Here is a 17,348-nt window from a genome sequence, read left to right on the forward strand (position 1 = left end):
TGATGGCGGGCAAGTCGGTTCTCCCGGCACACCGCGTCTTGCAGTGTGCCGGGCGGACCTCAGACCTTGACGAAGTGACGTGCGCCGAAGCCCTGGATGACCGGCTTGGTTTCGGCGATGTGCTTGAAACCGCGCTGCGCGATCGCCTTGTTGAAGTCGAGCGCGCTGAACTCGAGGCGCCACACTTCGTTGTTCCAGCGGTGGTCCTGCCACAGCGAGAACATGCCCTGCGGCGTCAGCCTCGGTACGCCCGGGGTGATGAAGTCCACCGGATAATAGACACCGCCGCGACGGGTCAGACGACGCGCTTCGTCGATGACCTTGAGCGTGGTGGTCTCCGGCATTTCGTGATGCGCGATGTAGCTGGTCACGATGTCGAAGTAGCCATCGGGGAACTTCGTGTCCTGCGCCAGACGCTGTGCGAAGTTCGCACCGACGTTCAGCTGATTCGCACGCAGGTGGCCGTAGCGAACCATCGGGCCACCGACGTCAATGCCCCACACTTCTGCGTCCGGGAAACGCTCTTTCAGAGCCACTGTGAACTGACCGATGCCGCAACCGTAGTCGAGGATGCGACGCACCTTGCCATCCGTCGGCAACGGCAGGTTGTTCACCGTGTTGCGGTGAATCTGGTCCTGGTCGTTGTTCATGCGCGTGCCGATGTAGAAGCTGTTCGTACCGTAGTGGTACGTGTGACCGGCGAACGGATCGCCGACGTAGCCGCCGGGCTGAATGTGAATCTCGTGACGGCACTCGTCCGGGATGGTCATGGTCGGCGACAGCTCGAGCTTGCCCGGACCCACCTTGTCGGCGGCTTCCATCTGCGACAGATAGAAATCCTCGTGCTCATGATGGTGATCCAGCAACGCTTTCCACATGAAGCGCTGGTTGGCCAGCCAAGTCTTCGAGGCCATCGTGATCATCGGATCGAGGTCGACCAGCTTGCGCACTTCGTCCGCCGTCACCTGCGAGGTGGGGTCGATTCCCTCGCGCTCCAGCACTCGCTGGAAGGCTTCTCGCGATGTCTGGCTGATCGCCTTGTTGGCGGTCACGCGGAAACCGATCGAGAAATCGTGCTGACCTTCGAGGTGCAGCGAACCGAGGCGGGCCAGACGACCATCGACACCACGCGGATACTTCGCGAGGGTCTTGTCGATCTGCGCAGCGGCGGCAAGCGAGCCCTGTTCGGCTGCTTCCGCGATCTGCCACTTGAACGTGTTGGCGAGAACTACCGATGCCGTAGCGGCACCGAACAATTGACGACGGCCGATCATGATAATTTCTTCTCCTGCAGGGAATTTAGGAAGCGCCGCTTTAGCGCTTGGGGAATTCAGCAGAGGCCGGGCGGAAGCCATCATCGGCCAGCGCACCAAACGCCATATCGACGAAGCGGTTACGATCGCGCTCCCACGCCACCGTTTCCTCCGCGGTCGGTACGTACTGTTCGATCATCTCCGGCGTGATGCCCTTGGTGGCCATCACTGCTTCGATCACCTTCAGACGCCGCTGCGTCGCCCACATTTCCGTGCCCATCGCGATCAGGCAGCTCACTACGTTGTCGACGGCCGCGTTGCCGAAGAACGCTCCGTTGGAAATGTCAGTTGGAATCGCTTCTACTGTGAAGGTCTGCCGGGCTTTGTCTGGCGCAGTCATTTACCTATCTCTCCTGACTTCTTTTAAGGATTCGAAACCACGTAATCAGTCATGCAACGTGTCATCGACCGTCACAACGCGCCTTTGCGCCGTGTGATGTGCACTGAAACTAGCAAGTAACCGCAGCCAGCTCACAAGGAAAATATTCATAGCTATGCGCATTACGCATAACGCCCCTAGCGAGCAACTCAGGCCACCGTGGCAGGGACTGAAAAGCACCTAAACCGCGCCATTGCAGGGCCAATAGCGTTGGATTCATTGAGTTTCCCGTGACTTTCACGTAAGGCTTTCGCTGCGTTATTTTCTAAGGGAAACACCGCAGCAGCGCACTGTGGCGCAGCACGCTGACGCTCTTCCGCCACTTTTGGCGCCGTGGTCACGTGCTACATTCATTCCGCGCATAGCGCATTCGGGCCCCTGCGCCGAATCCGTCCACACGCTTGTGAATAGACATCTGGGGAATCCATCGAATGAGAACGAAGAAGATCCTGCTGACACTGGCAAGCACATCGCTTGCCCTGCTGACCGCCAGCGTCGGCACCGCAGCTGAAACGGCAGTGACGTACAAACCGAATCCGCCTCCCATGGAAATCACTCTGCCGAAGATGAAGCGCGGCTATGTCGACGGTCCCTACGGGCAGGTGCACTATCAGGACGGCGGCAAGGGCCGACCGCTGGTGCTGCTGCACCAGGCGCCAATGTCTTCACGGCAGTTCGAAGGCGTCTTCCAGCTGCTCATCGACCACGGCATCCGCCCCATCGCGATCGACTATCCGGGCTTCGGCATGTCGGACGTCACGACGTTCGTGCCCCGCGTAGAAGATTACGCCAAGGTCGTCCCCCCCGTGCTCGATGCCCTCGGCATCAAGACAGCCGACATCCTCGGGCACCACACCGGCGCGTTGGTGGCGACTGAAGTCGAACAGCAATTCCCCGATCGCGTGCGCAAGCTGATCCTGGCAGGACCGTTCCCGGTCACCAAGGAAGAGCAGCAGAAATTCCTCGATGGGGTTCAGCAGCGCGAAATCGATTTCGTCTACGAAACCGATGGCTCGCACCTGCTCAAGTCCTTCGCGAGCCGCTACCGCATGTACAACGGCGGCGGTACCACGCCGGACCCCAAGCTGATCACCCGCTACACCGTCGAGAAATTCGTCGGCCAGGGACCGTTCTGGTACGGGCATCACGCGGCCTTCATCTACGACCACAAGGCAACGATCCCGAAGATCCGCAAGCCGACCCTGATTCTCATCAATACGGGCGATCAGCTGATCGAGAACGCCAAGTTGACCAAGACGATGCGGCCGGATTTCGAGCTCGCCATCATCGAGGGTGGTGGTATGGCCGACGTCATCGACCAGCTCTCCAGGCCCTGGTCTGATGCTGTCGCCAGATTTCTCGCGAACTAGAGTTTTTCGCGCGTAACCGACAGCGCGCAGCGGCACCGTGCCCGCTGCGCGCTGTCGTTCTGCTCAGGTCCCGCGAAGCTCGGGATACAAAATTTCCCACGGACCATTCAGGCGTGCTTGTCGGGTCGCGTCACCGTGGGCTGAACCGACCACTCCGCTGGCTCGTCGTCGTTATCGGCAGCATCGTCGGCGGCGGTCTTGTGGATCTTGCCGGGCTTGTGATGCACCGGTGCATAGATGGCATAGACCTGCATGGGCTCATTGCCGATGTTGGTGATGTTGTGCCAGGTGCCCGCGGGAACCATGACGCACCAGCCGTCGGCGACGTCCTGGGTGAATGTGAGGTTGTCCCTGGACGGGCCCATCTGCACGCGGCCCCGACCCGCATCGAGTCGCAGAAACTGATCCGTCTGCGGATGCGCCTCCAGGCCGATGTCGCTGCCCACCGGGATCGACATCAGCGTGACCTGCAGATAACGACCGCTCCATGCCACGGTTCGATAATTTGTGTTGTCGCGCGTTGCCTGCTCGATATCGAACGACTGAGGCTGCGGCCCGATGTCTTTCACAGTCATGTGATGCTCCTTACCGGCTGACGAGTTCGAGCTCTCCCTGCGGGAGTCTCCCTGCGGGCAACGGCCACCGCACAGACGCGGTTCCGAAAAAACCACGGATCGGCGACGTCACCATTCAGATCGCCGAAGTGGCCGACAGCATGGCCGACGACAAGGCCATCATCTGGTTCAAGTGAAGCACAGGATCATGTGAACCGCGACCGCGGAAATCCGCTTGCCGAAGACGCCAGGCTGAGATCGCGTCGCAGCGGATCTCATTCTGCTGCCGCGATGGCGCCGTAGGTCAGCTTGCCCGCCGCCTCGACGACGACTCCCCTGGTCTCCAGCTCCTTCAGGACGTCATCGATCTGCGCTTCCGTGAGCTTGCCGCCCAGATGCGCGTTGATCGCACCGCGCAGCCGCTTGATGGTGCCGGGGCGATGCGTCGATCGCTTGCGCAGGAACTCCAGAAATCTCTCGACGAGCTCGGACGGTGGCTCCTGCGACGTCCGCTTCTGCTTCGCTGTAGCAGCCACCGAATCGATGCGCTCACAATCGATCCCCTGCTTCTTCAGATGCCGGATCAGCGGATCGAATCCGGTGTCTTTCGACATCACCCGGAACCGCGCCTGCGGATGTTCCAGCGCGAGTCGTCCCAGGTAGTACGCGATGTGAAAGTCGATGGCGTTCGGTCCGTTGCCATCGCTCTGGATGTATTCGACATCCGCGCCGAACAGCTGCAACGCCTTGACCTTCTCGATCGGCAGACTCGCCTGACTGGAACCCAGAAATACCTTGATCAGCCACTTCTCGTCCTGGAGCGCGTCGAGGTTGCGGGGCTGGATGTTTTCGTAGTCGATGAGGAGGAGTTTCTTTTCCGGCACGGTACCTCCCATTCCTTCCGACTTGCAGGCCTGCATCGATGCGGGCGACCCGGCGAGCGGTGAACTGATACGTCGGCTGGCGCCCAAGGCCATGACGTTGGATCGAGCGGATGGCTCATCCGGCGACACCGCAGGCGGTGGATTCTTCGCACAGATCGTCTGATCGATGCCGTGGGCGGTCAGGCGTTGCGCGAGTCGAGCGTTGCCGTGTCAGGTGAGCCTGTGTAGCTCACCCGACCTGGTGCGGCAACGCCGCAAGGCTGTCGGGGTGCCCGCCGCGCTCATACGCCGCTTCCCGACGGCAGTCCCGTCAGAAAGCGTTCTTTCGTACCTTCTGGACCCCGGAGTCGCGCGGCTTGCCCTGATCAGGCCAGCCGCCCGCGGGCTGCTTCTTGTCGAGCGCCTTTTTCATCGTCTCTGCCCAGCCCACCTTGGCGGGCGCCTTTTTCTTGCTGGATTTCTTTTTTGCCGTTGCCATGAAAGCCCCCTGGTGAATGCGGGAATACGCGTGAATGCTGGAATGTCGGTGCAGTATCGCACTGAAGGAGCCTTATTTCAGGTCGGCAAAAACCGGGCGCCGCGGAACGAGCTCACGATAACCACATTCGAGGACCTACGCCGGCTGACCCAGGCGATGTATCTCCACCGTACCCGACACGGTCTCCGCCCCGACCGTCGCGTACAGATGCCCCTCTGAAACAGACAAATCGAGCTGCATGCGCTTGGACAGTCGCTCGCTCAGTGCGGTCACGAACTGCGGATCGATCGCGTAGATCATCAACGCCTCTGCCCGATGGATGCGCTCCCCCGCAAGCTTCGCCAGCAGCAGGTTCACCTGCCGGTGCGGATAGACCGCAACACGTTGCGCTGCCTTGCCTGCCTTGTGCAGCCGCGCGGCGTCGGGCGAGCCGATTTCGATCCAGGTCTTGAGCGCGCCAGTCAGGTCCCGCACCGTGATCGCCGGCGCATCCGGATCCGATAGTCCGCCATTGGAGAACGCGACGCCCTCGGTGTACTCCAGGCAATACGCCAGCACCCGGGTCAGCAGGTACTCGTTGGTCTCCGACGGATGTCGGGCAACACGCAGCGAGAGCGTCTCGTAGACATTGCGGTCTGCATCCGCAAGCTGGATGTCAAAGACGAAGATAGTGGCGCTCAATGCCAAAGTCAGACCCTCAACTCGAATCGGCAAAACCGGGCGGCGATGGTACTGCGGATTCGCCCATGAACCTCCATTGCCTGCAACCTTTCACGCGCACGTCACGTCTGAAGCCGCAGCATCTGCTCAGGTGACCCCATGCGCTCCGCTGCGATTGCAGGAATTCTTTGTCTGCCGGTGTTATCCCTTGTCGCGCTGCTGGGTGCAGTCGCGCACAGCGCCGACGCTCCGAAAGCCCAGGTGATGCTGGTGGCGACCTATCACTTCGCCAACCCCGGAAAGGACATCCACAACGTCGAGGCAGCGGACGTACTGTCCGCCCGGCGCCAGAAAGAGATCGTTGATATCGCTCAAGGACTCGCCAGATTCGAACCCACGCGCGTGGCTGTCGAATGGCCCAGGGATCTGGCGGATGAACGCTATGCGAAATACATCGCCGGTGAACTACCGGAATCGAGAAACGAAGTTGTCCAGCTCGGGTTCCGCCTCGCCCAGGCGCGGCATCTGCCGCAGGTCGACGGCATCGATGTCGACGGAGAATTCCCTTTCGAGGCGGTCGAGCACTGGGCCGGGGCTCATGGCCGACACCTCGAGATCGAGCATCTCATGAGCATGGCCAGGGCCGAAGTCGACAAGATCTCCGCGCTACAGCAGGAAGGCACGATCGGCGCTGTACTGCGCTATATCAACGCGCCGCAATCCATCGAGCGCAATCACTCTTTCTACCCGGCGCTGCTGACAATGGGCTCCGGGACCGACCAACCCGGCGTGGCACTACTGGCCGCATGGCAGACGCGCAATCTCGCCATCTGCGCACGCCTGCTGCAAATCGCACGACCGGGGCAACGAATCGTGGCGCTCTATGGGCAGGGTCACGTCTACCTGCTGCAGCAATGTCTGCGTGAACAGCCTTCGATCGAACTGATCGATGCCCGCGGGTTCCTGTAGTACCGATCGACCAATCCGGCGGTCACAAGACCGTTATTTCCTCTCCAGCACCACTACGGGAATCTCACGATCCGTGCGTTCCTGGTAGCTGGGATAGGGCGGATAGATGGCCGACATCATCTTCCACAGACGCTCGCGCTCTTCACCGGTTGCCGTGCGCGCGACTGCGGGGAACTTGTCTCTGATGACCTGCAAGGTGACTTCAGGATTGGCCTGCAGATTCAGATACCACGCCGGATGCTGCGGAGCGCCTCCCTTCGAGGCGACGATGACGTATCGATCACCGTCCCTGCCATAAATGAGCGGCATCGTCAGTTGCCTGCCGGACTTGCGGCCCGTCGTGGTCAACAGCAGCGTAGGCGTATCGGCGTGCCCGCCTACGGCCGTGGCATCCCACAGGTGCCCTTTCTCCGGGGACTCCGCGTATCGATGCAGGTGATCGACGATCCATTTCGGCAGCTCTTGCCTGGTCACAGACTCGTTCTCGCTCATCGCGCGTCTCCTCGTGGATCTGAGTGCCGCAGCCGGCACATGAACGGAAGTTACTACCGACCCTCCGAGTATGCGAGAGAGCGGCGGGCAACGAAAGCTGCCGCGCGGGAAGCTGCTCGCCGATCAGATGATTTCGGATACAACCTGGGGTTTTCTGGCGCAGACGTAAACAGAATGCGTTCTTCAAAGACCCTACGACCAGGCCACCATACCCGCGGTCAGCGCCAGACTCACCAGCGCGACGGACAGCGCGACGAGAAAGGCAGCCAGTGGCGCGCGCCAGCCGAGATCACGCACATGCTTGAGCGACACGCTCAAGCCAACGGCCGCCATGCCGCAGACCAGGAACAGCTCCGACGCTGCAAGTCCGAAGGCGATGGTGCCTTGCCATACATCCGCGACCGGCGAACCGAGAAAGAGCGCATCTCCGATCGAGCGGGCGAGCGCGAACAGCAGAAATGCAATGAGGAAACCCGGCAGCGCCGTGCGCCAGTGCGAAGATCCGCCCGATTTCCCGGAGTGTTCGGTGCGCTCGCGGCACATGCCGGCCAGGAGTGGCACCAGCACGAGCAGCGACAGATTGCGCAGCAGCTTGGTGAAGCCAGCCGTGGCCACGGTCTCAGGCGATGCGAATTGCTGCGAGTAGATCAGTGAGGCGCCGATCACCTGCGACGTATCGTGAATTGCCGTGCCGAGGAAAATGCCGGCGGCCTGCCCGTCTGCACCCAGCAGTTCATGCGCGAGCCAGGGATAGACCAGCATTCCCAATGAACCGAAGAGCACGACGCAGGTCAGCGCCAGCCCCGTTTCCTCCGGCTTCGCTCGCACGGCCGGCGCAACGGCGACGACTGCCGTGCAACCACACACTGCCGTTCCCACCGCAATGAGGGAACGCAGCGGCGCGGCGATCTTCAACCACCGGCCCACGATCTGACTGGCGGTCAGCGCGATCAGAATACAACCCGTGACGACGGGAACAGCCAGCACGCCCAGCGTAGTCAGGCCGTGCAGAGTAAGCCGCAATCCGACCAATGCGATGCCGACTCGCAGCAGCGTCTGCGTGATCCATTGCACGCCTTGATCCGTCCGCGCGTTCACGCCGACGCCATTGCGCCACGCCATGCCGAGGATCACCGCACAGAACACGGGACTGAGAAACAGCGGCGAATTGCCGGATCGCAACGCCCCCAGGTAACGGGCTGCGATGCTCGCCATCACGGCCAGCGCCAGGGCGAGCAGGATGCCGTGCGCACGCAGCCGCCAGCCCTGCGGCAACGCCCTCGTGGAAAGCATCACGGCGAGGTGGACGCCGGATGGCGCTGCTCGGGCAGGCGTCGGGATCGGTCATCGTGGCCGCGACGGCGGGCCAGCATCTCCTCATGCAAACGCGTGACGCAGTCGCTGCCCGTGTGCACGAACAGAAACGGCAGCACTGCATGAACCAGACAGGCAATGCCTCCGGCGAACATTCGCAATGCGAACGTACTCGCTGCGAGGAGATGGGTCAGGTAACTCTCGCCGACCGAGGCCGGATGCTCGCTGAACAGATGCCGAAGCTGCGTCATGGTCGCCCGTCCTTGTCGATGCAGCCTGTGTGCGCCAGCGGCCACACTCAGCTGCGTGCCTGCGTTTCAAGCTTAGGCGAACCCCCGCGAGACAGGATTGCGAACTCATGGACAGGACGCCGGCATGACGCAACAATGTTGCGCAGAATCGCTGCGTCAGCATCTTCCGTCACGGATCCCCCTTCCATGGACAAGATCGATCATCGAATCCTCGAGTTGCTGCAGCACAATGGTTCGCTGGCCGCGGCGGACATCGCCGACCGCGTCGGACTGTCGAAGGCCGCCTGCTGGCGCCGCATTCAGCGACTGCAGGAGCGCGGCGTCATTCTTCGTACGGTGGCACTGCTCGATGCCAAAGCACTGAACGTCCGCACCACCGTGTACGTGACCCTGAAGACTTCGAGCCACAGTGCGGCCTGGTTCGACCAGTTCATGAAGACGGTGCGACAGATTCCCGAGGTGACCGAGATCTATCGCATGAGTGGCGAGGTCGACTATCTGCTGCGAATCGTGGTGCCCGACATCAATACCTACGATGAGGTATACAAACGCCTGATCGCCGGTTGTGAATTTCTCGACATCAGCGCCAGCTTCGCCCTGGAAACCCTCAAGTACACGACCGGGCTGCCCTTGAACTACGCGCGCTTCGGCGAACCCCTGCACGGCGCCGACATGGACGACGACGACCCGAGATAGGTCCAGCGCCGCCGCACTCTCGCCAAACTGGCCGCGTCCTGTTGAGCGGCCCAACTGACGGTCGCTCGAAAATCCCGCTCTGCCTGCAGGATCGCTGTCCTCTTTCCGGGTCGGAATCCGTTGTCTCAGGCATGCGGGCTACGCTGCTCATCGTTCCGTTCACCCTGCTGCCCGATCTGGGAGACGCACCCGGCTGCGTTTTCGCGGGCCGCGTCTGGCAAGGCGGTCAATTCGTTCGCTGGCTCTTGTTCGTCGCGGTCGCCGTGCTGATCGGACTCGGCTGGTTGCTGCATCGGACGGCGAGCTGAAACAATGCTCCGCGAACACGCTGCCGACTTCGATCGATGGAGTGCGGATGACTATCTGCACGACTACTACTCGAGGGTGGAGACCGAGGAAGAACACACGCTCGAGTTCCTGGTGAAGCAATGCGCTCGCATACCGGTCGACGCGACGATTCTGGAATTCGGCTGCGGTCCGACACTGCACCACGTTCTGCCGTTCAGCCATCGTGCCGCAGAGATTCACCTCGCTGACTTGCTGCCGGCGAACCTCGAGGCGATTCGACGTTGGCAGTCGCGCGACCCAGGTGCGCATGACTGGCGCGAATTCACCCGACGCGTGCTGCGCTTCGAAGGCCTGCAGCATCCAACGCGGCATGACATTCAATGTCGCGAAGAGGTGACCAGGGCAGTGATCTCCAGACGAATCGTTGCGGACGCACAGCAACCGCGACGACCGGGCGCGCTCACGCGGCGCTACGACTGCGTCGTCAGCTGCTACTGCGCCGACAGCGCCACGGCGGACAAGCGGGAATGGCGGCGCTTCATGCACAATATCGCCGGTCTCGTATCACCCGGCGGGTTGTTACTCGTCGCCGCACTGCGTCGCTGCAAGTACTACTCTGTCGGCAATCAGACATTCCCGTCAGCGCACATCGACGAACATGACCTGACGAGCGTCTTTCGGGACCTCCGCCTGTCCGACGTCGATATCGATGTCGTCGACGTACCGGACCGATCGAATAGCGGATTCGACAGCATCCTCCTCGCCTCCGCTACGATGAGGGAAGTGTCGGCCCTCGACAGGAAGGCCTTCGACAAGGCCGAGCGGAGCGAAGGCATCCTATCCTGCTGACAACGTCAGCCTCCCTGGACGAAGTTCCCCTTGACGAAGTCCTCCGAGCCGACAACAGTCGGCCGCCGTTAGATTGTGAGCAGGCGCGAGGCCTGACGCCCGGAGAAACGAGAAAACATGAGTCGACTGGATTTCAAACTCGAGGCCACCGCCGCGGGCTCGCGCGCGCGCGCTGCCCGGTTTCGTACTCAGCACAATGAAGTTCTGACGCCGACCTTCATGCCGGTCGGGACCCATGCGTCAGTACGGTCGCAGCGGCGCGAAGACCTGCTTGCCAGCGGCGCGCAGGTCCTGCTCGCCAACACCTATCACCTGCTGCTGCGCCCGGGCGTCGAGATTTTCGAAAAATTCGGCGGCATTCATGGCTTCATGAACTGGCCACGCTCGGTGCTGACCGACTCCGGCGGCTTCCAGATCTTTTCGCTGCCCGACAGTCGCAGCATGCGGGAGGAAGGCGCGGAGTTCCGCAGCTACGTCGACAACACCATGATCTGCCTCAGCCCCGAGCGCAGCATCGCCACGCAGAAGTCGATTGGCGCCGACATCATGATGGTGCTGGACCAGTGCGTCCCCTCGACGGTCGACCGCAGCGTCGCGCAGCATGCGATGGAGTTGACGCACCGCTGGGCCCACCGCAGCCTCGCCGCCCGTGGTGATTCGCCGCAGGCACTGTTCGGCATCGTGCAGGGCGCCTGCTATACCGACCTGCGCATCGAGAGTGCGCGCACGATCACGCAGCTGCCGTTCGATGGCTTTGCCATTGGCGGTCTCGCGGTCGGTGAAAGCGTGGCGCAACGCGAAGACTGCACGGCGACCGTCACCGAACATCTCCCCGAGGATCGCCCGCGATACCTGATGGGCGTCGGCACGACGCGTGACCTGCTCGAAGCCGTGCATCGCGGCGTCGACATGTTCGATTGCATCCTGCCCACCGCGCTCGCGAAACAGGGAGTCGCGTTCACCAGCATGGGCAGACGCGATCTGCGACGGGCGGCCTATCGCGACAACGAGGGCCCGCTCGATCCAGCCTGCGCCTGCTACACCTGCAGCACGTACTCCATCGCGTATCTGTTCCACTTGCTGAAGGTGCATGAAACGCAGGGCTGGCAGCTGCTGGGCCTGCACAACATTCATTTCTATATGCAGCTCATGCGCACCATGCGCGAACACATCCTGGCTGGAACCTGGCTCGAGTTCTATCACGCGCAGCGCGACGTGCTGGATGCACGCGACAGCTACGGCAAGAAATCGAATCACGTCACCAAAGCCGAACGCCGCAAACTCAATCTGCAGCAAGGACGCTACGAGGTGGTCGTGCGCGATGAGATCGGACGCATCCGTGACACGCAGTCTGGCGAGGTGATGCATTCGGTGAACGATCCGGCCGAAGAAGCCCGCACCCTGTATGTCGACCAGTCGCGCCTGATCGAGCGGCTGCAGCAGGACGACCCGCATCCCCTGATCGTGTGGGACGTCGGCCTGGGAGCCGCTGCGAACGCGATGGCGACGATTGCGGCCGCTGAATCGATGAGCCCGCAGCAGCGCCGGCGCCGGCTGGTGCTGGTGAGTTTCGAGAACGACCTGGATTCGCTCAAGCTCGCGCTGCGCCACACGCAGTGGTTCAAGCATCTGCGACATGCGGCGCCGCGACAGTTGCTGGCAAAGAATCAATGGACCAGTCCGTGCGGCGCCGTCGACTGGCTGTTGCTGCCCGGGGATTTCGCGATCCGCAAGTTCGAGGCGCCGCCACCCGATATCGTGTTCTTCGACCCGTTCTCGTTCAAAACGGACACGGGGCTATGGACCCTGGCCGCGTTCCGCGATCTGGCGGATGTCTGCGCCGACAAGGCGACGGAACTGTTCACGTATACCTATTCGACGAAAGTCCGCGCTGCCATGCTCGCGGCAGGGTTTTACGTTGCCAAAGGCTGCGGCACTGGCCCGAAGGCCGAAACGACGATTGGTCTGTCACCGCGTGCAGCGGCGACTCTGCACGGTCGCGAACTGCTGGCAGCCGATTGGCTGGGCAAATGGCAACGCAGCGATGCACAGGCGCCGCTCGGCACCGATGCCCAGGATGATTCGTGGCGCGCCGCGGTGCGGGAACATCCTCAGTTCCGATAGCCCTCGGGGTGCAGTTGCCACCAATGCATAGTGACTTCACCCGGCGGCGACGTACATCATCGGCGCCGGACGGACAAACCGATCTGAATCGAATGGAGAACAGGCTATGACCGAAGAACGTGCGGTGCTCGCTGGCGGCTGCTTCTGGGGCGTGCAGGATCTCTTTCGCCGTTATGCGGGCGTTCTTTCCACCCGGGTCGGCTACACGGGTGGCAGCACACCCAACGCGACCTATCGCAATCATGGAAGCCATGCAGAAGCGATCGAGATCATCTTCGATCCGGCCCGGATCAGCTATCGACAGATCCTGGAGTTCTTCTTCCAGATCCACGACCCCACCACGCGCAATCGCCAGGGCAACGATATCGGCACCAGCTATCGCTCGGCAATTTTCTACACCAGCGACGAGCAGCGCCGGATTGCCGAGGACACCATCGCCGATGTCGACGCGTCCGGACTGTGGCCCGGCAAGGTCGTGACCGAAGTCGTACCCGCCGGCGACTTCTGGGAAGCCGAGCCCGAGCATCAGGACTACCTCCTGCAAAATCCGGGCGGCTACACCTGTCATTTCATCCGGCCGGGCTGGACGCTGCCGGTTCGCAAGAACAAGGCAGCGCAGCGGGCTTGAATCGAAATCGATCGACGCGGGCCTGACTGCAACCGCAGCCGTCATTTCATTCTCTCGTTCAGTTCACAGCGTCCGCTTCGGGCTTCCGCTTCCACGTCGCGGTGAGATCGGGCCAGCGCATGAACGAGTCGCAGCCGGCCGCAGCGCGAAGATCGAATTCGAGGCGCGTGAGCGCACGCTCATCCGCAAGCCGATGCCGCAGGATCTGCGGCCGCAGACTGTCGAGCAGATCGCGCAGCATGTGCGTGCTGGGAGCCGCCGGCAGCATGACACTCGACACGTTGCAGGCATCGGGAGTACCGATGCCTGCCTCCAGGAAGAGGCTGGGAATGCGGGTGCCGATCTCGATGTCCCGACCGCAACGCCTGAACGTGTCGTTGCACAGGCGCAGCGTGCGTTCGATCACCGGAATCTGCGCGGCACTGCGCGTCACAGTGATGTCGTAGTCCATGATCAGCAGCGCGCCGCCCGGACGGACCCATTCCCAGAGCCGACGCAGCACGGCGGCTGGATCATCGATGTGAAACAGCAACAGTCGGGCGAAGACCAGGTCGAAAGGCGCCTGGCTGACCTGCGTCACGTCCGTGATGTCGCCGGCAATGAGACTGTAGACATCGGGGCCTGACTGACTGAGTTGCTCGATGGCATGACTGGCGAGCACGGCATCGACATCCATGCCGAACACTCTGCCGGCAGGGCCGACGTACTCGGCCATCAGCCTCATGACGTCGCATGGCCCGCAACCGACATCCAGCACACTGTGACCCTGACTCAGCCCGGCCTGCAGCAATGCCTGTCGCGTGGCCGGCTCCCAGATCTGGGCCTGCCGTGTCAGGCGTTCGTACTCACGCTGCGTACGACCCAGCACGTAGGCGTCCTGTGCGCTTACCCGATGCTCCACGACTGCCCTCATGTGCATATGATCATCACCGGGACGGCTTGCGACGCCCCTGCCTGTACTTTTGTGAGGTGGCATTGTCTGCGCCGGGCATGGCACGGTCTGCGGGCAGATGTCCCGGGTAGCTCAGGATTCGAGGAATCGTCGGGCCGGCTTACGGGACAGGTGTCCCGACCTGCCCGCAAGTCCCATCGAGCCGAGATCGCATGAATCTTTCGCGGCAGCAGATCCGTTTCGCACGAGCGCACGACGGGGTGCGTCTGGCCTATGCCGTTGCGGGCTCCGGCGAACCGGTCGTCATCAAGGCCGCGACCTGGCTGTCGCACATCGAGCAGGATTGGGAAAGCCCCGTCTGGAGCCACTTGTTGCGTGAGATGTCGTTGCATGCGACGTTCGTGCGCTACGACGAACGTGGCTGCGGTCTGTCGGACTGGGACGTCACCGATCTGGGTTTCGACAGTTGGGTCCGCGATCTGGAGACGGTGGTGGATGCCGTTGGCGCCGAGCACTTCGCACTGCTGGGCATCTCGCAGGGTGCTGCGGTCGCGATCGCCTATGCCGTACGACATCCGCAACGCGTCTCGCATCTCGTGCTTCACGGCGGCTACGCGCGCGGCCGCCTGGTTCGCAGCAATACGGCAGAACAACGCGAAGAAGCGGAAATGATGTGCCAGCTGGCGCAGCTCGGCTGGGGCAAGGAGGACGCCTCGTTCCGGCAGTTCTTCACTACCCAGTTCATCCCGGGCGGCACGCCGGAACAGCACGCCTGGTTCAACGAAATGGAGCGGTTGTCGACATCGCCGCACAACGCCGCACGCTTCATGCGCGAGTTCAATGAGATCGACGTGACGAACCTGTTGCAAGCAGTCGAGTGCCCGACCCTGATCCTGCACAGCGTCAACGACGTCCGTGTACCGTTCGAAGAGGGACGCTTGCTCGCGCGCGGCATCGCTGACGCGGAGTTCGTATCCATCGACAGCCGCAATCACCTGCTGCTGGAACACGAGCGCGGCTGGCAACGCTGGATCGAGGCAGTGCGCCAGTTCCTGCCGGATACATCCGTCGCGCCTGGTCCCACATCCTTCACGACACTGTCGCCGCGCCAACGCGAAATCCTGGAATTGCTCGCCCAGGCCCGCGACAACGCACAGATCGCAGCAACGCTCAACGTCTCGGAGAAGACGGTGCGCAATCAGGTCTCGCTGATCTTCGAGAAACTTGGCGTGGAGAGTCGCGCGCAGGCGGTCGTGCTGGCACGCGATGCGGGGCTCGGACTGAAATGACAGCCTGCGATGCGCGTGCCGACAAAGCCGGCCGCCATGGCGAAAGCACCGCGCAATGATCCGGTTTTGCGGCCGATGCGGCTTTGTAGAGTACGGGTGACTACCTCTGATCACCCGATCCCGGAGGCACGAGTGGTGCAATGCAGCCTCTGAACAACACCGTCCCCCACTGCTCCGCGCATCCCCATGGCATTCACACTCCAGCAACTGCAACCAGGATTTCACATCGGTGAGTGCTTCATCGAGCCGTGTCAGAACCGTATCAGGCGGTGCGATGACGAGTCGCGTCTCGAGCCGAGAGTCATGGACGTGCTCGTGTGCCTGGCGGAGCACGCTGGCACGGTCGTTTCGCGCGACACGCTGAACCAGCAGGTCTGGGGGAGTGTCGTGGTCACCGATCAGGCCGTGACCAACTGCATCTCCGAGCTGCGGCATCATCTGGGTGATGACCGCAGTGCCAACCGCGTCATCGAAACGATCCCGAAGCGCGGCTATCGCCTGACAGCACAGGTACGACCCGCCGAAGTCACGGCAATGCAGGACACGCCTCGGCCATCGACGCCAGCTCCGGCGATGCGCACCCATTGGCCCGTCGCAGCGGGAGCGTTGCTGATCGTTCTCGTGTTGCTCGGTTTCGCAGGGTGGTGGAATAACGGGTCGACGCCCGCGCTCACCAGCGTGGCCGTGCTGCGATTCGAGAATGCGGCTGACGACCGGACACTGGACTACCTTGGGCTCGCGCTGCCCGACGAAATTGCGACGCTGCTCACCGGGTCGCGCGATATTGCCGTGCGCCCGTTCGAATACGTCGATACCGACGATCCACTGGCCGCAACCCGCGCGCGCCGCGTGGATCACATCGTGCGTGGTCGTTACTACCGCGAAGACCGCGGTCAACTCACGCTCACCGTCGAGGCTCAACACGTGCTTCAGGAACGCGTGATCTGGCGAACGCGCATCACAGCACCTGCCGGCGATCTGCTGGCGATGCGTGAACGTATCGTCGAGAGCGTGCAACAGGGTTTGCTGCCCGCGCTCGTGGCTTCCACCGGTCCGGTGTCGGGATCCGCACCCGCTCGGCATGCAGCGCAACGAATCGCCGACCAGCCAATGCGGCGATCTGCAAAGAATGCGTTCGTGCTGAGCATGTGATTGCAGACAGTCGAACATGGTGAAGATGCCCGACTGAAGTCGGACCCACAGAAGACAATCCTGACTGTGCTCAAGTGAGTACGAAGGGTCCGAAGCCGGCTCCGCACAATCGATGTGCTGCGGTTTCCAATCGTGTCCTCGGTGAAGTTTTTCCTTCACTGGTCTTCTCACTGATCTTCGGCGCGGCCGGAGTTCATACGTACCCTGAACCCGGGCCGCGCCGGGGCTGGATGAACACGGCGGCGCACCCGGACAGCCACCGCTGCGATACCGCTACTGCTCTCCGTCGAACGCTTCGCAGGACACACCGGGATGCCAGTTCACGAATGCACCGTTCGGGTTTGGCTTCCACGCCCAGACATGCAGCGTGTAGAACGAAGGCAATCCATAGCGATTCGGACTGTCGATCAGGTGCATGAGCTGCCCCATGAGTTCCGGCGCGTTGGTGTTGTTGGCATGCCAGGCGTCGGCGAGCACCAGATAATCCGCACCGATCAGGCGCCGGCCACCGTTTGGCGTCGGTTCGTAGATCACGATTTCGGGCCGACGCGGGTCGAGAGCCGGATCGCCCACCAGCTGCATATTCACGTAGTGCAAGCCCATCGCGCCGTCGTCGGGTCCGCTCACGCAGCCGAACATCAGCTGGTAGCCCTCGGCTTCCGCCACGTTGACGTCACGAAAGCGGCGGGTGGTCTCGCGAACTATCCTGGCCAGTTCGGCCGTGTGTTGTGCCTGATGGTGGTCCCCGTGATCGCGATCATGATCG

Annotated in this window: 20 protein-coding genes; 9 read left to right on the forward strand and 11 right to left on the reverse strand. The window is 62.2% G+C overall.

Going from position 1 to position 17,348, the window contains the following annotated elements; genetic code table 11:
- Positions 1–59: 59 nt before the first annotated feature.
- Both VIZ63_RS21165 and VIZ63_RS21170 read right to left on the reverse strand, forming a co-directional pair.
- Positions 60–1,274 carry a class I SAM-dependent methyltransferase gene (locus tag VIZ63_RS21165; RefSeq protein ID WP_331611783.1) on the reverse strand — a complete coding sequence of 405 codons (1,215 nt, stop codon included), beginning with the start codon at positions 1,272–1,274 and terminating at the stop codon, positions 60–62.
- Positions 1,275–1,314: 40 nt separating this feature from the next.
- On the reverse strand, positions 1,315–1,653 hold the full coding sequence (locus VIZ63_RS21170; RefSeq protein ID WP_331611784.1) for a hypothetical protein: 339 nt from the start codon (positions 1,651–1,653) through the stop codon (positions 1,315–1,317).
- 470 nt (positions 1,654–2,123) lie between these two features.
- Between VIZ63_RS21170 and VIZ63_RS21175 the strand changes: the two genes are divergently transcribed.
- Entirely contained in the window at positions 2,124–3,062 is a 939-nt protein-coding gene (locus VIZ63_RS21175) for an alpha/beta hydrolase (protein ID WP_331611785.1), read from the forward strand.
- Between the two features lie 107 nt (positions 3,063–3,169).
- On the opposite strand, the gene VIZ63_RS21180 is transcribed toward VIZ63_RS21175, so the two are convergent.
- The 4 genes from VIZ63_RS21180 to VIZ63_RS21195 all read right to left on the reverse strand — a co-directional run bounded on the left by VIZ63_RS21180 (position 3,170) and on the right by VIZ63_RS21195 (position 5,659).
- The gene (locus tag VIZ63_RS21180) at positions 3,170–3,637 is read right to left on the reverse strand and encodes a cupin domain-containing protein (protein WP_331611787.1); all 468 of its coding nucleotides are present in this window, start codon (positions 3,635–3,637) and stop codon (positions 3,170–3,172) included.
- Positions 3,638–3,891: 254 nt separating this feature from the next.
- A complete protein-coding gene (locus tag VIZ63_RS21185) occupies positions 3,892–4,593 on the reverse strand; it encodes a PIN domain-containing protein (RefSeq protein ID WP_331611788.1) in 702 nt (233 codons plus the stop codon).
- A 217-nt stretch (positions 4,594–4,810) separates the two neighbouring features.
- On the reverse strand, positions 4,811–4,978 hold the full coding sequence (locus VIZ63_RS21190; protein ID WP_331611789.1) for a hypothetical protein: 168 nt from the start codon (positions 4,976–4,978) through the stop codon (positions 4,811–4,813).
- Between the two features lie 135 nt (positions 4,979–5,113).
- Positions 5,114–5,659, reverse strand: a complete 546-nt coding sequence (locus VIZ63_RS21195; RefSeq protein ID WP_331611790.1) for a YaeQ family protein — start codon at positions 5,657–5,659, stop codon at positions 5,114–5,116.
- A gap of 138 nt (positions 5,660–5,797) precedes the next feature.
- Here VIZ63_RS21195 and VIZ63_RS21200 point away from each other — a divergent pair, with 138 nt between their 5' ends.
- On the forward strand, positions 5,798–6,607 hold the full coding sequence (locus VIZ63_RS21200) for a DUF5694 domain-containing protein (protein ID WP_331611791.1): 810 nt from the start codon (positions 5,798–5,800) through the stop codon (positions 6,605–6,607).
- Positions 6,608–6,640: 33 nt separating this feature from the next.
- On the opposite strand, the gene VIZ63_RS21205 is transcribed toward VIZ63_RS21200, so the two are convergent.
- The 3 genes from VIZ63_RS21205 to VIZ63_RS21215 all read right to left on the reverse strand — a co-directional run bounded on the left by VIZ63_RS21205 (position 6,641) and on the right by VIZ63_RS21215 (position 8,664).
- Positions 6,641–7,099: a nitroreductase family deazaflavin-dependent oxidoreductase gene (locus tag VIZ63_RS21205; RefSeq protein ID WP_331611792.1), complete on the reverse strand. Its 459-nt coding sequence runs from the start codon at positions 7,097–7,099 to the stop codon at positions 6,641–6,643.
- Between the two features lie 192 nt (positions 7,100–7,291).
- Positions 7,292–8,392, reverse strand: a complete 1,101-nt coding sequence (locus VIZ63_RS21210) for a YeiH family protein (protein WP_331611793.1) — start codon at positions 8,390–8,392, stop codon at positions 7,292–7,294.
- The gene (locus tag VIZ63_RS21215; protein WP_331611794.1) at positions 8,392–8,664 is read right to left on the reverse strand and encodes a DUF6356 family protein; all 273 of its coding nucleotides are present in this window, start codon (positions 8,662–8,664) and stop codon (positions 8,392–8,394) included. The genes VIZ63_RS21210 and VIZ63_RS21215 overlap by 1 nt, the downstream gene beginning before the upstream one ends.
- 186 nt (positions 8,665–8,850) lie before the next feature.
- On the opposite strand from VIZ63_RS21215, the gene VIZ63_RS21220 reads away from it, so the two are divergent.
- The 5 genes from VIZ63_RS21220 to msrA all read left to right on the forward strand — a co-directional run bounded on the left by VIZ63_RS21220 (position 8,851) and on the right by msrA (position 13,249).
- Complete coding sequence (locus VIZ63_RS21220; RefSeq protein ID WP_331611795.1) at positions 8,851–9,360, forward strand: Lrp/AsnC family transcriptional regulator; 510 nt, start codon at positions 8,851–8,853, stop codon at positions 9,358–9,360.
- Between the two features lie 131 nt (positions 9,361–9,491).
- A complete protein-coding gene (locus VIZ63_RS21225) occupies positions 9,492–9,668 on the forward strand; it encodes a hypothetical protein (RefSeq protein WP_331611796.1) in 177 nt (58 codons plus the stop codon).
- Between the two features lie 4 nt (positions 9,669–9,672).
- Positions 9,673–10,497, forward strand: coding sequence for a guanitoxin biosynthesis pre-guanitoxin forming N-methyltransferase GntF (gene gntF, locus VIZ63_RS21230; RefSeq protein WP_331611797.1), 825 nt, complete (start codon positions 9,673–9,675; stop codon positions 10,495–10,497).
- A 117-nt stretch (positions 10,498–10,614) separates the two neighbouring features.
- Positions 10,615–12,621 (forward strand): tRNA guanosine(34) transglycosylase Tgt, encoded by a 2,007-nt coding sequence (gene tgt, locus VIZ63_RS21235; RefSeq protein WP_331611798.1) that lies wholly within the window; start codon positions 10,615–10,617, stop codon positions 12,619–12,621.
- Positions 12,622–12,727: 106 nt separating this feature from the next.
- Positions 12,728–13,249 (forward strand): peptide-methionine (S)-S-oxide reductase MsrA, encoded by a 522-nt coding sequence (gene msrA, locus VIZ63_RS21240; protein WP_331611799.1) that lies wholly within the window; start codon positions 12,728–12,730, stop codon positions 13,247–13,249.
- 58 nt (positions 13,250–13,307) lie between these two features.
- On the opposite strand, the gene VIZ63_RS21245 is transcribed toward msrA, so the two are convergent.
- Positions 13,308–14,168, reverse strand: a complete 861-nt coding sequence (locus VIZ63_RS21245; protein WP_331611800.1) for a class I SAM-dependent methyltransferase — start codon at positions 14,166–14,168, stop codon at positions 13,308–13,310.
- Between the two features lie 185 nt (positions 14,169–14,353).
- Between VIZ63_RS21245 and VIZ63_RS21250 the strand changes: the two genes are divergently transcribed.
- Positions 14,354–15,430, forward strand: coding sequence for an alpha/beta fold hydrolase (locus tag VIZ63_RS21250; protein WP_331611801.1), 1,077 nt, complete (start codon positions 14,354–14,356; stop codon positions 15,428–15,430).
- Between the two features lie 186 nt (positions 15,431–15,616).
- Positions 15,617–16,582, forward strand: coding sequence for a winged helix-turn-helix domain-containing protein (locus VIZ63_RS21255; RefSeq protein WP_331611802.1), 966 nt, complete (start codon positions 15,617–15,619; stop codon positions 16,580–16,582).
- 273 nt (positions 16,583–16,855) lie between these two features.
- Here the strand turns inward: VIZ63_RS21255 and VIZ63_RS21260 are convergent.
- A partial coding sequence (locus VIZ63_RS21260; RefSeq protein ID WP_331611803.1) for a hypothetical protein occupies positions 16,856–17,348 on the reverse strand: 493 nt, incomplete at its 5' end.

Origin of the sequence: Povalibacter sp. (assembly GCF_036520495.1) — a bacterium.
GTDB lineage: Bacteria > Pseudomonadota > Gammaproteobacteria > Steroidobacterales > Steroidobacteraceae > Steroidobacter.

Bases quoted from the DNA above. Each gene is read 5' to 3' on its own strand.
- VIZ63_RS21255 (WP_331611802.1), top strand. From the start codon at position 15,617: ATGGCATTCACACTCCAGCAACTGCAACCAGGATTTCACATCGGTGAG.
- VIZ63_RS21245 (WP_331611800.1), bottom strand. From the start codon at position 14,168: ATGCACATGAGGGCAGTCGTGGAGCATCGGGTAAGCGCACAGGACGCC.
- VIZ63_RS21215 (WP_331611794.1), bottom strand. From the start codon at position 8,664: ATGACGCAGCTTCGGCATCTGTTCAGCGAGCATCCGGCCTCGGTCGGC.
- VIZ63_RS21190 (WP_331611789.1), bottom strand. From the start codon at position 4,978: ATGGCAACGGCAAAAAAGAAATCCAGCAAGAAAAAGGCGCCCGCCAAG.
- VIZ63_RS21170 (WP_331611784.1), bottom strand. From the start codon at position 1,653: ATGACTGCGCCAGACAAAGCCCGGCAGACCTTCACAGTAGAAGCGATT.
- gntF (WP_331611797.1), top strand. From the start codon at position 9,673: ATGCTCCGCGAACACGCTGCCGACTTCGATCGATGGAGTGCGGATGAC.
- tgt (WP_331611798.1), top strand. From the start codon at position 10,615: ATGAGTCGACTGGATTTCAAACTCGAGGCCACCGCCGCGGGCTCGCGC.
- VIZ63_RS21180 (WP_331611787.1), bottom strand. From the start codon at position 3,637: ATGACTGTGAAAGACATCGGGCCGCAGCCTCAGTCGTTCGATATCGAG.
- msrA (WP_331611799.1), top strand. From the start codon at position 12,728: ATGACCGAAGAACGTGCGGTGCTCGCTGGCGGCTGCTTCTGGGGCGTG.
- VIZ63_RS21165 (WP_331611783.1), bottom strand. From the start codon at position 1,274: ATGATCGGCCGTCGTCAATTGTTCGGTGCCGCTACGGCATCGGTAGTT.
- VIZ63_RS21220 (WP_331611795.1), top strand. From the start codon at position 8,851: ATGGACAAGATCGATCATCGAATCCTCGAGTTGCTGCAGCACAATGGT.
- VIZ63_RS21225 (WP_331611796.1), top strand. From the start codon at position 9,492: ATGCGGGCTACGCTGCTCATCGTTCCGTTCACCCTGCTGCCCGATCTG.
- VIZ63_RS21250 (WP_331611801.1), top strand. From the start codon at position 14,354: ATGAATCTTTCGCGGCAGCAGATCCGTTTCGCACGAGCGCACGACGGG.
- VIZ63_RS21175 (WP_331611785.1), top strand. From the start codon at position 2,124: ATGAGAACGAAGAAGATCCTGCTGACACTGGCAAGCACATCGCTTGCC.
- VIZ63_RS21210 (WP_331611793.1), bottom strand. From the start codon at position 8,392: ATGCTTTCCACGAGGGCGTTGCCGCAGGGCTGGCGGCTGCGTGCGCAC.
- VIZ63_RS21185 (WP_331611788.1), bottom strand. From the start codon at position 4,593: ATGGCCTTGGGCGCCAGCCGACGTATCAGTTCACCGCTCGCCGGGTCG.
- VIZ63_RS21200 (WP_331611791.1), top strand. From the start codon at position 5,798: ATGCGCTCCGCTGCGATTGCAGGAATTCTTTGTCTGCCGGTGTTATCC.
- VIZ63_RS21205 (WP_331611792.1), bottom strand. From the start codon at position 7,099: ATGAGCGAGAACGAGTCTGTGACCAGGCAAGAGCTGCCGAAATGGATC.